The 15904-nt window shown below is 67.6% G+C and carries 10 protein-coding genes; 3 read left to right on the top strand and 7 right to left on the bottom strand.

Going from position 1 to position 15904, the window contains the following annotated elements:
• The first annotated feature begins 4 nt into the window (after positions 1–4).
• On the top strand, positions 5–238 hold the full coding sequence (locus tag ACFWVD_RS04340) for a hypothetical protein (RefSeq protein WP_379240503.1): 234 nt from the start codon (positions 5–7) through the stop codon (positions 236–238).
• Positions 239–386: 148 nt separating this feature from the next.
• Positions 387–1238 (top strand): 3-hydroxybutyryl-CoA dehydrogenase, encoded by an 852-nt coding sequence (locus ACFWVD_RS04335; protein ID WP_379240502.1) that lies wholly within the window; start codon positions 387–389, stop codon positions 1236–1238.
• A gap of 49 nt (positions 1239–1287) precedes the next feature.
• Here ACFWVD_RS04335 and ACFWVD_RS04330 read toward each other — a convergent pair whose 3' ends face one another.
• The 5 genes from ACFWVD_RS04330 to ACFWVD_RS04310 all read right to left on the bottom strand — a co-directional run bounded on the left by ACFWVD_RS04330 (position 1288) and on the right by ACFWVD_RS04310 (position 12137).
• Positions 1288–7452 (bottom strand): amino acid adenylation domain-containing protein, encoded by a 6165-nt coding sequence (locus tag ACFWVD_RS04330; RefSeq protein WP_379240501.1) that lies wholly within the window; start codon positions 7450–7452, stop codon positions 1288–1290.
• 368 nt (positions 7453–7820) lie between these two features.
• Positions 7821–8732 (bottom strand): lysophospholipid acyltransferase family protein, encoded by a 912-nt coding sequence (locus ACFWVD_RS04325; protein ID WP_379240499.1) that lies wholly within the window; start codon positions 8730–8732, stop codon positions 7821–7823.
• Between the two features lie 46 nt (positions 8733–8778).
• On the bottom strand, positions 8779–9597 hold the full coding sequence (locus ACFWVD_RS04320; RefSeq protein WP_379240498.1) for a GNAT family N-acetyltransferase: 819 nt from the start codon (positions 9595–9597) through the stop codon (positions 8779–8781).
• A gap of 212 nt (positions 9598–9809) precedes the next feature.
• Positions 9810–10688 (bottom strand): LGFP repeat-containing protein, encoded by an 879-nt coding sequence (locus ACFWVD_RS04315; RefSeq protein ID WP_379240497.1) that lies wholly within the window; start codon positions 10686–10688, stop codon positions 9810–9812.
• Between the two features lie 159 nt (positions 10689–10847).
• Complete coding sequence (locus tag ACFWVD_RS04310; protein WP_379240496.1) at positions 10848–12137, bottom strand: NAD(P)/FAD-dependent oxidoreductase; 1290 nt, start codon at positions 12135–12137, stop codon at positions 10848–10850.
• 145 nt (positions 12138–12282) lie between these two features.
• On the opposite strand from ACFWVD_RS04310, the gene ACFWVD_RS04305 reads away from it, so the two are divergent.
• Complete coding sequence (locus tag ACFWVD_RS04305; protein WP_379240495.1) at positions 12283–13137, top strand: LysR family transcriptional regulator; 855 nt, start codon at positions 12283–12285, stop codon at positions 13135–13137.
• 98 nt (positions 13138–13235) lie between these two features.
• On the opposite strand, the gene ACFWVD_RS04300 is transcribed toward ACFWVD_RS04305, so the two are convergent.
• Both ACFWVD_RS04300 and ACFWVD_RS04295 read right to left on the bottom strand, forming a co-directional pair.
• Positions 13236–14648 carry a serine/threonine-protein kinase gene (locus ACFWVD_RS04300; protein WP_379240971.1) on the bottom strand — a complete coding sequence of 471 codons (1413 nt, stop codon included), beginning with the start codon at positions 14646–14648 and terminating at the stop codon, positions 13236–13238.
• A 192-nt stretch (positions 14649–14840) separates the two neighbouring features.
• A complete protein-coding gene (locus ACFWVD_RS04295; protein WP_379240494.1) occupies positions 14841–15821 on the bottom strand; it encodes an aminoglycoside phosphotransferase family protein in 981 nt (326 codons plus the stop codon).
• Positions 15822–15904 lie beyond the last annotated feature (83 nt).

The following is a 15904-nucleotide window of genomic DNA, read 5'->3' as shown; positions in this document are numbered from 1 at the left end:
TGGCATGTCCATGGTCACCCGCCTCACCCTGTGCGCGCTGTCGGCCGGTGTCGTGCTGTCACCGATGGTGCACACGCACACCGTGCCGGGGCACCGTGTTTCGCCGTCGATCACCGTCGCGTCGGCAGCTCCCGTCGCGACGCCGGTGGTGGGCTCGACCTCCGCCGACATCTTCTGCGCGGTCCTGGCTTTCCTGAAGGGCGGCTGGGCAGGCCGTCCCGGCGACTGCACATTCTGAACCGGCGGCTTCGCCGAGGTGATGCCCGCCGCCGCCCCACTCCCCGGTGCGATAGCCCACGTTCCGACAGCCTGTGGCACTGCGTGCCAGCTCAGGTGAAATAATCGCCGGAGACAACCAGGGAAAATGCGATGTTGGGAGTACTCCAGTGGAGTTGATCGGTGTAATCGGTGGCGGCACGATGGGCGCGGGGATCGCGGAGGTGTGCGCGAAGGCGGGCAGTTCGGTGCTCGTGCTCGAGACCAAGCCGGAGTTCGCGGAGGCCGCGCAGAAGCGGATCGCCACCTCGATCGGCCGGGCCGTCACCAAGGGCAAGATCACCCAGGACGAGGCCGACGCGGTGCTCGCGCGGGTGCGCGTGACCCTGGACATGGACGAGTTCGCCGATCGTGACCTGGTGATCGAGGCCGCCCCGGAGATCGAGTCGCTGAAGTACGAGATCTTCGGCAAGCTGGACAAGATCGTCAAGCCCGAGGGCATCCTGGCCACCAACACCTCCTCGATCCCCGTGATCAAGGTGGCCGGTGCCACGCAGCGTCCCGAGCGCGTGGTCGGCGTGCACTTCTTCAACCCCGTGCCGGTGATGCCGCTGGTCGAGATCATCTCGACCCTGGTCACCGCGCCCGAAGCTGCCGAGGCCGTCACCGACTACGTGAAGAACACCCTGGGCAAGATGGCCGTGCAGGCCGGTGACCGCTCCGGGTTCATCGTCAACGCGCTGCTCATCCCGTACCTGTGTTCGGCGATCCGGATGCTCGAGTCGGGCTACGCCACCGCCGAGGACATCGACGCGGCCATGAAGGGCGGCTGCGGCTACCCGATGGGCCCGCTCACCCTGCTCGACACCGTCGGCCTGGACATCGCCCTGGCCGCGTCGGAGTCCCTGTACGCCGAGTTCGCCGAGCCGCACCTGGCCCCGCCCGCCCTGCTGCGCCGCATGGTCGACGCGGGTCGACTGGGCCGCAAGACCGGCCGCGGGTTCTACGACTACGCGAAGTGACACCTGTGTCCCGCGGGAGCCTGCGCTCCCGCGGGACATCGGGCGGACCTCAGGCCGGCATCAGATTCTGAGCCTGCGGCGCCGGGAAGAAACCGATGTCGATGTAGTGGTCGAAGTATCGACCCAACACCACGGTGTCGACCGCGGGGAACTCGAGCGGGATCCCGCGGAACGGAGCCGCGGCGGGCGCTGACTCGACCCCGCTCAGCACCGTGGCGGGCGTGGCCGCACCGACCGCCGCCGCGTAGTTGCCGCTCAGCGCCGACGCGCGCGCCAGGATCGGGTCGGCGCCGACCTGTTCGGCGGCGGTGGTCAACGCGACACCGAATGCCATCGGATCGATGAAGTCGAACCGGTACCCCCGACGGATGATCTCCGCGTGCACCGCGTGCAGCGACACTTCCACCCCCGACGCGCGGTAGATGCTGCCGATCGACTCCGGCTGCCTGGACTGCCGCACGATGCCGGCCGCCACGTGGTCCACCGGTGCCATCTCGACCCCGATCGCGCGCACGTCGACCGCGACACCGAGCACCAACATCGCACGCAACATGGTCCACCACGCGTCCTCGGCGGGCGCGACGCCGGTGCGGGAATCCCCGGTGATCAGGCCGGGACGGTAGATGGCCACCGGTATCCCGCGCGCGATCGCGGCGTGCACGAGCTGTTCGGCCACCCATTTGGTCATCGCGTATCCGAGCATGCCGCCGGGGACGCCGCTGTCCTGCGGGATGCCCGCCAGCACCGACAGTGTCGACACGTAGTGGATGGGAGTCAGTCGGGTGGTCGTCGCCAGCCGCAGCACCTCGGTGGTGCCACCGACATTGGCGTCGCGCATCCGGGCGTAGGGCTCGAGATGGTTGATCAGCGCGCCGTTGTGGTAGATCGCGTCGATCCCGGCGGCCAGTTCGGCGTAGCGGACCGGGTCGATCCCGAGGCGGGGCTTCGCGAGATCGCCTGGGACACCGACGATTCGGTGCAGGAAGGGGGTCAGGTCGAGGTGGTATCCCGCGGCGGTGGACACGATGCGGTCCACCGCGTTCGCGTCGTCGGTGGCGCGGACCAGGCAGTAGATCGTCGCGCTGGTCTGCTCGAGCAGTTCACGCAGCAGGAAGCTGCCCAGGAAACCGGTCGCGCCGGTCAGCAGGATGGTGGCCGGTTCACCGCCGCGGCTGGGCGCGCAATCGGTGAGGTCAACGGTGGGGTCGAGGACGATGTCGGCGGCCGGATCCGGGCCTGTCGCGCTCGCCGCGGCCTCGTCGCGCACGGCCAACGCCAGGTCGCTGACCAGCGGATAGCTGAACAGCAGCCGCAACGGCACGTCGATTCCGAGCTGCTGCGCCAGTGCGGCGCGCACCCGGATGGCCGACAGCGACGTGCCGCCGAGAACGAAGAAGTCGTCGGTGCGCCCGACCCGGTCCAGTCCCAGCACCCGTTCGAGTACGTCGGCCACGACCTGCTCGTCGGCGGTCACCGGCGCCACGTATTCGCGGATCGCTGCCGGGGGTGCGGGCAGCGCCTTGCGATCGAGCTTGCCGGTCGCGCCGAGCGGGAACTGTTCCAGCACCAGGAGCCGCTGCGGAATCATGTATGGCGGCAACAGGGTTCGGATCGTGGCCGCGACGTCGGCGGTGTCCACGGTCTGCTCGGCGGCCGCGGTGACGTAGCCGACCAGCTGGTCGTGGTGCACGGTCACCGCGGCACCGGCGACGGCCGGATGCGTGCGCAACGCGGCCTCGATCTCGCCGGGTTCGATGCGCAAGCCGTGCAGTTTCAGCTGAACATCGGTGCGGCCCAGATAGGTCAGGTCACCGCAGGCCAACCGGCGCACCAGGTCACCGGTGCGGTACATCCGCGCACCGACCGGCCCATAAGGGTCGGCGACGAAACGTTCGGTCGTCTTGCCGGGGCTGCCCAGATAACCGCGGGCCAGCTGCGCACCGGCCAGATACAGCTCGCCGGGGGTGCCAAGCGGCACCGGACGCAGCCGGTGATCCAACACGTAAGCGCGAGAGTTCCAGTGCGGCTTGCCGATCGAGACCGTGCCGTCGCCGATCTCGGTGACGTCGGCGCTGGTGATGGACACGGTCGCCTCGGTGGGCCCGTACATGTTGTGCAGTCGGCCCGCGGTGGCGGTGGTGAAGCGGGCGATGGTGGCAGTGGGCAGCGCCTCGCCACCGCACCACACCGCGCGAATCGAACGCAGCGAACCCGCGGGCGCGAGCTCGAGCAGCATCTGCAGCACCGAGGGCACGATCGTGGTGCCGGCGACCCGGTGCCTGCTGATCACGTCGGCCAGGTACGCCGGGTCGGTGAGTCCGGAAGCAGCGGCCACGACCATGTGGGCGCCGGCGCGCAGCGGAGCGGCGAAACCGATCATCGACGCATCGAAGGTGAACGGAATCGATTGCAGCACCACATCTTCGGGTGATATCGCGTACTCGCCGACCATGAACGCGGCCTGGTTGACCAGCGCCGCGTGCGGTACCCCGACACCCTTTGGCTTACCGGTGGACCCGGACGTGAAGATCACGTACGCCAGATCCGCCGATCGCAGCGGCGCCCGTCGATCGAGATCGGTGACCGGATGATCCGAAAACACCGACAGCACACCGGAATCGGTGACCAGGTCGACCGAGACCACCGGCACGTCGGTGCTGTCGACAGTGTCGGCGCCGGTGGTCAGCACGCACACCGGATCGGCCACCGACATGATGTCGGCTCGCCGCTCGACCGGGGAGTCCGGATCGATCGGCACATACGCCCCGCCCGCGGCGAACACCGCGTACATGGCGACGACGAGGTCGACGCAGGGCCGGATCGCGACCGCGACCGTGGCACCGGGCCCGACGCCGCCCGCGACGAGCAGCCGGGCCAAACGATTGACCCGACTTGCCAATTCGCGGTAACTCAGCGTCGACTCGGCGAAGGTGACCGCCGGTGCGTCGGGCCGCCGCAGCGCCTGCGCCTGGAATTCGTCGAGCACGGTCGGATCCGTGACCGCCCGCACCTCGCCGGACGGTTCGCTGCGTTCGTCCTCGGTCAGCAAGGGCAGGTCACCCACCGACCGGGAAGAGTCCGCCACGGCCGCGGTGAGCAGCCCGGTCAGCCGCGTACCCAGGGCAGCCATGGTCGACTCGTCGAACAGGTCCGCTGCGTAGCGCCACGAGCAGCGCATTCCGCTGGCATCCGTCTCCGGGACGACGGTCAGTTGCAGGTCGACGGTGGCGGTCGGCTCGCCCAGATCCACCGAGGTCACCACCAGATCGGGTAGGTCCAAGCGAGCCTGCCCGAGATTCTGGAACGACAGGGCCACCTGATACAGCGGGTGGTGGGCCTGGGTGCGCGGCGGATCCAGTTCCGCGACAAGACGTTCGAACGGCACCTCGGCGTTGGCGAAGGCCGCCAGGTCGTCGCGCCGAACCCGATCCAGCAGTGCGGCAAAGGTTTCGGCCGCGTCGATGCGGGTGCGCAACACCACGGTGTTGACGAACATGCCGACCAGGTCGTCGAGTTCGGGCTCACCACGCCCGGCCACCGGCGCACCGAGGGTGACGTCGTCGGTGCCTGCCACCCGGGCCAGCAGCACCGACAGTGCGGTCCGCACCACCATGAACAGCGACGCGCTGTGTTGGCGCGCAAGGCTTTCCAACGCCTGGTGCAGTGCGGCATCGAGTGTGAAGTGATGGGTGGCGCCACGACTGCTCGCCACCGGCGGCCGTGGGCGATCGGTGGGCAGTTCCAGCAGTGCGGGCGCACCCGCGAGTGCGGTGCGCCAGTAGTCGAGCTGTTCGGCCAGCAGCGAGCCGGAATCCTGTGCGGCACCGAGCATTTCCTGTTGCCACAGGGTGTAGTCGGCGTACTGGACCGGCAGCGGCGCCCAGTTCGGTGCGATGTTGTTCGCCCTGGCGGCGTAGGCCGTCATCAGGTCGCGGGTGAGCGGACCGAGTGAGAAGCCGTCGGTGGCGATGTGGTGCACCACCATTGCCAGCACATGATCCGTCGCGCCGATCTGGAACAGGCTGGCGCGCAGTGGAACTCGGTCGCAGACGTCGAAGCCGCCGACCGTGCACCGGGTGAGCTCCGCTGCCAGCGCGTCCTCGGTGATCGCGGTGACAGTCAGGTCCAGGCGTGCTACGGCGACCGGCAGCACGCACTGGACACCCTGGCCGTCGCGCTCGGGGTACACCGTGCGCAGCACTTCGTGCCGCTCGAGCACGTCGTCCAGCGCCGCGGTCAGTGCCGCGATGTCCAACGGGCCCGAAAGACGCAGTGCGACAGGGATGTTGTACGCGCTGGAGTCGGGGTCAAGTCGCGCCATGAACCACATGCGCTGCTGCGCCAACGACAGCGGCACCTGCTCGCCGCGGTCACGCCGGGTCAGCGGGATCCGCGCCCTCGCGTCGATGACCAGCGCGTCCAGCGCGTCGGCCAGGTCCGCGACCGTGCTCGCTTCGAAGACAAGGCGCGCGGGCACCCGCACCCCGGCGCCGGCACCGAGCCGCCCGACCAACTGCGTGGCGAGCAGGGAATTGCCACCCAGCGCGAAGAAGTCGTCATCGCGGCCCACCTGCTTCGCACCGAGCAATTCGGCGAAAACCGCCGCGACCGCCGCCTCGGTGTCGGTGCGCGGCGCTTCGAACCCGCGCACGGTCAGCTGCGGCTGCGGCAACGCCCGGTAGTCGAGCTTGCCGACCGGGGTCAGCGGCAGCCGCTGGATCGGCACGATCGCGGTGGGCACCGCGTGCCGCGGAAGTCGCTGTGCGGCAAGCCTGGTCAACGCGATCGGGTCGACGGTGGCGCCCGGCTGCGCGATCACATAGGCCACCAGTGCGTCGCCGGTGGGCAGGGTCCGCAGCAGGGTGGTCGCGGAGCGCACCGACGGGTCGCTGGTCAGCACCGCGTCGATCTCGCCGAGCTCGATGCGGAAGCCGCGCAACTTGACCTGCGCGTCGGTGCGACCCAGGAACACCAACCGGGGCACCCCGTCCGCGTCGGGTTCCCATTTCACCAGGTCACCGGTGCGGTAGAGCCGACCGCCGGTGAGCGGGTCGGCGACGAAACGGGTCGCGGTGAGTCCCGCGCGACCGTGGTAACCACGCGCCAGCCCCGCACCGGCCAGATACAGTTCGCCGCGCACCCGGTCGGGCACCCGATGCAGACGGGAATCCAGGACCAGCGCGCGCATTCCGGGAATCGGGGCGCCGATGCTGATCGGTTCGCCCGGGATCAGGGCATCGCTGATGGACGCGGCGACGGTGATCTCGGTGGGTCCGTAGAGGTTGAAGAACGCGCGACCGGGTACCGACCACCGCGACACCAACTCCGGCGGACAGGCCTCGCCACCGACCAGGACCGCGGCCAGGTCGGGCAACCCCGACTCGTCCAGACCCGCGAGCGCGGCGGGCGTGATGAACGCGTGGGTCACCCGCTGTGCGCGCAGCAGATCGGTGAGCTCGGCACCGCCGTAGATGTCGGGCGGCGCGATGACCATCGTCGAACCGGCGCCGACGGCCAGCAGCAATTCCAGGACACTGGCGTCGAAGCTGGGCGAGGAGAAGTGCAGCGTGCGTGCGGAACCGGTGATGGCGAAGCGCCGGATCAGCTCGTCACACAGCCCGGCCAGACCCGCGTGGGTGACGGCCACACCTTTCGGGACGCCGGTCGAACCGGAGGTGTAGATGAGGTAGGCGACATCGTCGCCGAACAACCTGCGGGTGCGATCGGCCGCCACCACCGGGTCGCTGGAGGCAGCGGCCAATTCGGCTCGCAATTCGACCGAATCCAGTGTGAGCCACTGCAATCCGGCACCGAGTCGCGCCGCGTCGGCACTGCCCGCGATGCCGAAACCGGCGCCGCAGTCGGCGAGCATGTGCGCCAGACGTTGCGCCGGATAGCGTGGATCGACCGGCACGAACGTCGCACCCGATTTGGCCACCGCCCACAGCGCGACCATCGCCTCGATCGATCGGGGCAACGCGAGCACCACCCGCGCACCCGGTCCGACACCACGGTCGATCAGCACCCTGGCCAATCGTGAGGACTGCCGGTCGAGTTCGGCGTAGGTGAGTTCGGTGCCGTCGAAGCACAGCGCGGGCGCCGCGGGGTCACGTTCGACGGCGGCCAGCAGCAGCCGAGGCAGCGTGGTGCAGGCGGGCACGCGACGGGTTCGGCGCGCAGTGCGATCACGGACGCCAGAAGCTTGCTCAATCACCGTAATACGGTTCCCTTCACCATGGATCACCCACGCGATCGCGCTTGTCGACGTCGCCTGGACCCTCGGTTACAAGGGGTATCGAAAAGATCCCGCGTGACGGTATCGAAAATATCTCACCAGTTTGTCCCCGTGGCAATTTGGTGGTTTCAGATCACAGTCGAGGGGGTAAGGACATACGTCCAGTTCATTACGCAGCCCAAACACCGGTCATACGTCCGGCAAACAGCAGCTGACCGGACCGCGAGTTTTCACGGTGTCCCGTTACGTGCGCCCGGCAGGTCCGTGACAATTCGCGCCCACACAGACGAAAGAACCGGAGGCCTTGAATGCGGCCTCCGGTTCTAAAACGGTTCTCCGAGAAAGAGTTACCGGACAGTAGCTCCGGCCGGTCGACGAATCTGCTCCTGCTCCCCCATCGAGGGATCCTGCACGCGGGTATTGCCCGCTTCGATCCACTGCGTGTCCGCCACGCCGTGCCGCGAACGATCCGTGCCACGCACCGCGGTCTCACAGCGCCGAGCCAGATCGCGGCGATCCAGCCCCGGACGTTCCAGCGGTTCGAGCACGATCTCCGCGACCATGCCCTTACTGCGCAGCACCCGCTTCGCGGAATCAGCGAACGTGTCGTTGCCGACGAAACCCGGCACGGTACAAGGCATTCCGTCGCTGTCGAGGTACCGCAGGCGCACCGGCTGCACCGGCGTCACGGTGTCGATGGCCGCCTGGAACATCGCGGGCCGCATCGAACCGTAGGCCCGGCCACACCACGTGGTGCCCTCCGGGAAGACCACGATCCGATTACCCGAAGCCAAGCGCTCCGCCACCTGCCCGACGACGCCCGGCAACTCACGCAGCCGCGCCCGCTCGATCGGAATGACCCGCGTGAGCTGCGCCAACTTGCCCAGCAGCGGCCACTGCACCATGTCCGCGCGTGCCACGAAACTGACCGGCTGCACCGCGGCCAAGGCCACCACATCCGCCCAGCCGATGTGCCCGGCCACGATCATCACCGGGCTACCCGTATCGGCGAAGCCCTCGTCGGAAGCCTGTGCGGGCGTGCGGTTGTCGATGATGCGCAACCGCATTCCGAGGCAGCTCAGCGCCGCCCTGGCGTAACGACGCTGCACCTGTTCGCGCCGCGACTTCGGGGTCGCCACGGTCACGACCGGAAAGCTCAGGACCAGCCCGGCGATACCTGCCAGGCGGGCGATCATCGTTGCGGTGCCGACCTCGTCGATCGGCTCGATGCAGCCGGAACCGCAAGGGCTGCACGGCATCCACGAGTGTGAGTGAGTGGCTAACGGCGCGTCGAACACCATGGTTTTACTTCCCGTCGAAATTGGCGGCCGCGCTCTGCAGCCGCTCCAGGTACCGGGTGTTGATGGTTTCCATGCCGAGCAGCGCGACGAAGTCGGCGACGGCGAAATCGGGGTCGTGGGCGGGTTCGCCACAGATCTCGGCACCCAGGCGCAGGTATCCGCGCATCAGCGGCGGCATCTTGGGACGGCTGGGCGGGGTCATCTGGTCGAGGGTGAGTCCGTCGACGACAACCGGGTTGTACGGGTGCACGCGACGTTCGGGGTCGCACGCGTGCCGGCCCAGCAGCTGGTCGCGCACGCCGCGCACGTTCACCCCGGCGGGATCTTCGGGCGAGTCCTGCATCGGCACCGACACACACCCCATCACCCAGTCGTAGCCGGTGAGCTGGATGTAGTGCAGGATGCCCGCCCACATCAGGGTGAGCACCGAGCCGTTGCGGTGATCGGGCACCACGCACGCCCGGCCCATTTCGACGATCCGGTTACCTCGGGGGTCGAGCTGAGTCAGGTCGAACTCGGTGGCGGTGTAGTAGCCGCCCGCCGCGTCGACCTTGTCCGGCGGCAGCATGCGGTAGCAGCCGACGAACTGTTCGGAGAACTCGTCGCGCACCAGCAGGTGGTCGCAGTGCTCGTCGAACTTGTCGGCGTCCAGGCCGGTGGCGTTCTCCGGCATCTGGAAACCGGGCTCGGAGGCGAACACCTGGTAGCGCAGGCGCTGGGCGGCTTCCCGGTGCTGCGCGTCGGAGGCGACGACCAAGGAGTACCGAGATTTCCCCACCCCGGAGTCCGGCGCCGGGGCGGTCAACACGGACGTAATAGTCATACTGCTGATGAAGCCTGACCGAGCTGGCATCGGAGCGACGCGTCAGTGTCGTGTCGATGCCAGCTCGGTGAACGAGATGGGGGTCACACCGCACGTTCACCGATCCGCTGCCCATCGTTCGCCCACCTGCGGGTTTCTAGCCGAACACGACCGATTTCCGGCGGAGAACCCGGTTCACGGTCGGGTATTTCGAGCGTTGCGAAATGCCGGTGTCAGCAGCCGCCCGAATCGGTGACCACCCCGGTGGCGCGGTCCCACGTGACGCAGCCGCCGACGAAATCGCTGCGCTTGCCGCCGGGGATGTCGTACTCGTCGGAGACCGGGTAGCCCAGGTACGAACGCTCCCAACCCAGCGACGCCCACCGGTCACGGATCCGGCCGTTCACGCCGTGCGGGCCGGTCTGCGGGCTCCAGTAGATCGACGCGCCCTGCCAGTCGTCGCCGGCGAAGTGGCTGTACCACCCGCTCTCCAGGCCCATCGTGTTCGTGGTCGGCCAGCCGTAACGGCCGTTCTCCCAACCGGATTCGGCCCACTTGCGGTGGATGCCGTAGCCGCCCTGCCCGTAGTCGTGCACCCAGTAGGCCCACTGTCCCGGCCGCCAGTAGATCGAGGATTCGGGGGTGGTGCCGCCGCGGCTGAAATGGTTGTAGCGACCACCGAATCCGGCGGTGGGGCACTCGTCGGTGATCGGGACGCCGGTCGCGCGGTGCCCGCCCGCGTTCCACATCGTCTGCTTGATCAGCCCGTGCACCTCGTACACACCGGTGTCGCCGCGCGAGTACAGGATTCCCGGTCCTTCCGGCGGGCCCGCGTAGTTGCGCAGGAACACCCCGCCCTCCTCGCTTTCGCGTTCGGGGCCGGTCGGGGCGCCGAGCAGATTGCGCAGCGCTTGGTCACTGGCGTACCGGTCGTCGATGGCCGAACCGGCGGCGAAGGTGTGCGGTGAGGACGTCACCGCGCATCGGGGCCACCCGTATTGGGCCGATGCCGTGCCGGTCGACAGGGGCAGCAGCCCGGCTGCTAGCACCGAGACGATGCCGACGCCGGCGCCGATTCGACGGAAGGAGTGTTGGAAGATGTTGTGCCGCATGGTGTGCTCCCCAGCTGGAATATTGTTCATCCCAGTTCGCCGAGCAGCCGACGGCACGTTACCGTTCCTGCGCAATCGTTACCAGGTCAGGGGGTTGTTATCGCCTTGACACACTGCGCTTCTCGCCCGCCGCCGATCGCGGCGGGCGTCCTCGTTGCCTCAGACCGAGACTGGTGTGCGCGGCTTCTCCGTGACCGGCGGTACGTCCGCGGCAACGTGCTCTGCGGCTTCATCGAAGCCCGGACGCGCGGTACCGATGAACGCGACCAACCACCCCGCCACCGCGGCAAAGCGATTGCGGAACCCGACCAGGTACATCAGGTGCACCGCCAACCACATCCCCCAGGCGATCGTGCCCTGGAACGTGATGCGGTCGTTGAGCTTCACCACCGCGCTGAACCGGCTGATCACCGCCATGCTGCCCTTGTCCCAGTACACGAACGGCGTGCCCGCGGCCTTCTTCCGACGGATGATATCGGCGGCGTGGCGGCCCTCCTGCATGGCCACCGGCGACTGGCCGGGGTAGCCGTTGAGCGAGGTCATGTCGCCGATGGCGTAGATGTCGGCATGCCCGCCCACGGTCAGGTCGGGGTTGATCAGGATGCGGCCCGCGCGATCGGTCTCCGCACCGGTGGCCTGCGCCAGCAGCGTCGCGAAGCCGCCGACCTGCACACCCGCCGACCACACCACGGTCTCCGCGGCGATCCGACGCTCGATGCCGTCGGAATCCTTGACCGTCACCTTGCCCTCTTCGATATCGGTGACGAAGGTGCCCAGCAGCACCTCCACCCCGCTGTCGGTGAGCGAGTTCTTCGCGTATTCCGACAGCCCACCGCCGAAGGGCGGCAGCACCGCGTTCGCACCCTCGACCAGCGTCACCGAAACCTGCTGGTGGAAGTGCCTTTTCGCGAGTTCCTTGATCTGGCCCGCGACCTCGACACCGGTGGCGCCCGCGCCGACCACTACGAAGCTGAGGAGCTTGTGCCTGGTCACCTCGTCGGCGTTGGAGGCCAGGGCGAACACGTGCGCGATCTGGTCGCGCAGGCGCTGGGCGTCGTCGATGGTCTTGAGCGAAAAGGTCTTCTCGGCGAAGTCGTCGCGGCCGAAGTAGCTCTGGCTGGCGCCGGTGGCGGCGATCAGCGAGGCGTAGGCGATCTCGCGGGGGCCGTCGGTGGTCTCGTAGGTGAGCACGGCGTTGGCGGCGTCGATGCCGGTGACCTTGCCCAGGCGCACGTCGATCTCGGGGTGGCGGCGCAGGACGTTCTTGATCGGCGGCGCGATCTCCTCGGGGGCGAGCACGCCGGTGGCCACCTGGTAGAGCAGCGGCTGGAACAGATGCTCGGGCGTGCTCGAGATCAGCACGACACGCACGTGGGACTTGGCCAGTTGCTTGGCGGCCGCCAGGCCACCGAAGCCCGAACCGACGATGACGACATCTGTGTGTTCCATGATCGCTGACTCCAAGATCGCGTTCTAGATCGGTAATGAATCCTTTCCTATGAGTAAACGCGATGCGGAACGTAGATGTTTCCACTGCCTGGGCGCATAATGAAGATGACTCTTATCTGTATAACTAATCAATGGGAGATACCTGGTGGAACTTCGACAGATGGCCTACTTCGTAGCGGTGTGCGAGGAGCTCAGTTTCAGCCGCGCGGCCAACCGCTGCTTCATCTCCCAATCCGCGATCAGCCACCAGATCGCACGCCTGGAACGCGACCTCGGCGCGCAACTGTTCGAACGCACCACCCGCGCCGTGGTCCCCACCGAAGCCACCCTGCGCCTGCTGCCCCTGGCCAAGCAGATGCTCAGTCTCGAATCCGCGATCCGCGCCGCCGTGCGCACCACAGGACCACGAATTCGCTTGGCCGCCAACATGTCTTTCGCCGCACCGTCACTGTCGGCGATCGCCACCGCCCGCGCCGCCCACCCCGACGCCGAGATCGAATACGTGATCAAACCGTTCCGCCAACGCATCACCGCGGTAGCCGACGGCGACTGCGATCTGGCCCTGATCCGCGGCAGCGTCAACCAACCCGGCCTGGCGGTAGAACAGCTGTGGGTCGAAGACCTCGTAATCGCCATCTCCAGCAACCACCCCCTGGCCGAACGAGGCGCCGTCACCCTCGCCGACCTGAGCCCGTACCCCCTACTGCTCCCGCCCGAACAAGAGCAGGTGTTGTTGCACACACTCATCCGCACAGCCTTCGCCGACCTCCCCACCGGCCCCACCTTCGGCCCCCCGATCCCCCCTGACCACACCGCCACCATGGAACTGCTCAACCGCCCAGAATCCTGGACGATCCTCTACGAGGGACCCACCAAAGGTTTGCTCACCCTCGACCTCACCGACCACCGTCTACGAATCCCGGTATCAGCGGTGCTGCGCGAGGACGCTCGCGAAAACCCGATCGTGCAGACCCTGCTGGATGCACTGCACGAACGCTGAGTAGGTAAGTTCCTACGCGACAGTGATCGGTCGCCGCGACCGTCGTGTTCAAACCCACGCCAGCTGTGAACCACAAGCGACCTCGGTCAGCAGCGCGATCACCAGCGATTCGTGCGCAGGGCCTTGCGATAGCGAATCCAACGACCGGTCGACGGCGCTGCAGCACAGGCGATCACACCTGTCGCGATCAACACCCCCGCTGATGCCGCGGCGGTAACCGGGTAGACCCCCTCAACGGTGGCGGCCAGCGTGGCCCCCAGTGCCAATAGAACAACCGGAGCCATCAAAATCATCGTCATCACCTGACCTGATTTCCTGCCCTGCAGCATCAGTGCGCCGGCAACGCATCCGAAAACGGCGCCACAGGCGAACAGAGCGATCGCGATGGCGTTGCCATCCGTATTCAGCCCTTGGTTGCTGGCCTGATTCGTCAAGTAAGTCGCGAAGATGGCGATTCCCAACAACACCACACCGACCAGCAGCCCACCCATGCCTGCCGTCACCGCGGTGCCACGCGAAGGAATCGAGCCCGTCGACGCGGCCTGCTGCCACGGCTGCGCGAACGGGGCGGCCGCGAATCGCGGATCGGCCGCGGCAACGGGTCCCTGCTGATGCCATATCCCCCCGACAGGCCGTTCAGGCCATTGCGCCGCGCCAGGCGGCCGCATCTGCCCGCCGGACCCGTGCCACTGCTGCGCAGGATCGGTCCACGGCTGACGCACGGTCGGCTCGGCGACGTGCCTGCCCTCGAGCGCCCCCCGCATCGCATCAGCGAATTCCGTTGCACTACCGAATCTCTCACCGCGCCGCTTGGCCATCGCCCGCGCGATCACACTGTCGACCGCTGGGGGCAAGTCAGGTCTGATGCTCGTGAGCCGCGGCACCGGCTGCGACAAGTGCCCCGCGACGACCTGGCCTGGATTGGTCGCGGTGTAGGGCGGATGCCCGGCGTACATCGCGAAAAGCGTGCAGGCCAGCGAATACTGGTCGCTGCGATGGTCGACTACCTCACCGGAGAGCTGCTCAGGCGAGGCGTAGGCGAGCGTGGCGGTGAACGTACCGGTGGCAGTGAGCTGAGTGTTGGCGCTGGCGACCCGGGCGATCCCGAAATCAGTGAGTACCGCACGGATTTCGCGTCCATGCTCGGCATCGGCGATCAAAATATTGCCCGGCTTGACGTCACGATGCAGCACCCCGTGCTGGTTCGCGTAGTCGAGCGCGGAAGCGGTCTCACCGATCAGCCGAGCGGTAACTCCAGGCTCGTGTGCCCGCGAATCCCAAGCGGCAGCATCGGTTCCACGAACAAACTGCATCGCGATCCACAAATACCCGTCATCGCTACCGCGGTCGTACACCCCCACAATGCCCGGATGATCCAGCTGCGCAACAACATCGGCTTCCCGCTCGAACCGCCGCTGCAACTCCTGATCAGCCGAGAACTCCCGATTCAACAGCTTCAACGCGACGCTGCGCGGCAGCCGAGGATGCCTGGCGAGGTAGACCGTTCCCATCCCGCCCTGCCCCAGCACACCTTCCACCTGGTACCCAGCGAAATCCACCCCCGCCTGCAGCACGACCACTCCTCACTGTCCCGTTAGCAGCCTCGCACGCTACCCGTGTGCACAGCTTTGGACCATACGGCTGATGCCACCGAACGGTAGTCGACCGGCGATCGAACCGTCGACGCCCGAGCCGGGACCCGGTCAGGACCCAGCGGACCGGTGCAGCGGCGCTCCTACCAGCGCATTCGCCACAGAGCTGTGCAACGTGAGCATGTCGTGGTCCTCGTCCTCGATCGCCCACCCCAGCTCTGCCACGACTCGGACCAGAGCCCAGCCACGGGCACGTTCGGGGTCGACGTCCAGAGCCGCTGCGGTGGCCGCGATGACGGTATCCGCGTGTTCTCGCGTCGGGTTCGACTGGATCTGGATCATCAGCAGGAAGCCCGCGTCGAAGGCCGCCTCGCCGAGGCAGGGTTTGGGGTCGATCAGCAGCCACGGTTCCCGTTCGGCGGCAACGATATTGCCGAGGTGGGTGTCACGGTTGACGATCAGCAAGGGACCGTCGGGCGCGGACAGTTCACCGCACCAGCTGTCGACAGCATCACGCAGCTGGTCCGAAAGTAGTTCGGACAGTGCAGAATTGGGCACGGCGAGCCGCTCGCGAAGACCGGTGACGATCTCGGTAGCGAGGGGAAACGGCGGCAAGCCTGCGGGGATCGTGTCGGCGGGCCGCCGCAGTCGGCGATACAGCCCGCACGCGAAGGCGACCTTCGCCGCGTTCTCCGGCAGCCCCTCGAGACTCGGAAACCCCGGCTGGTTCAGCAATTCCGTCCCAGGACGCGCCCATTCGAGCAATAAGGCACCGCTGGCGGCATCGAAGTCGAGCAACCGGACAGCGCCGTCACCTGCGTACACATGCAGCGCGGTCGCCTCGGCGACATTCTCCTCGTCCACCACCGGCACCTTCAACACCACCCACGACCCATCCGTGCGCCGCGCGGCAGCAACATACGCATGCGTCCCGCCCCGAAACGGCGCGGACAACTCCACCAACCCCCAACGCGCCGCCAGACCCGCCACCACACCGGGCAATTCATCGATCCACCGCGCTCCGGCCTGCCCGAAATTCGCCCGGACCGTTCCCTCGACCTCGACCGGCAATACAACTCGTCCCAACGACATCAGCCCAGCCTGCCGACACCGACGGTGCAGGTCAAACGTCGCAAGGCCACGATTCAGGCGCACGATCGAGGCACGAATGCCAA

Origin of the sequence: Nocardia sp. NPDC058666 (assembly GCF_042714895.1) — a bacterium.
Lineage (GTDB): Bacteria > Actinomycetota > Actinomycetes > Mycobacteriales > Mycobacteriaceae > Nocardia.
The sequence above is the reverse complement of the archived record's forward strand: the minus strand, read 5'-3'. Positions and strand labels throughout refer to the sequence as shown.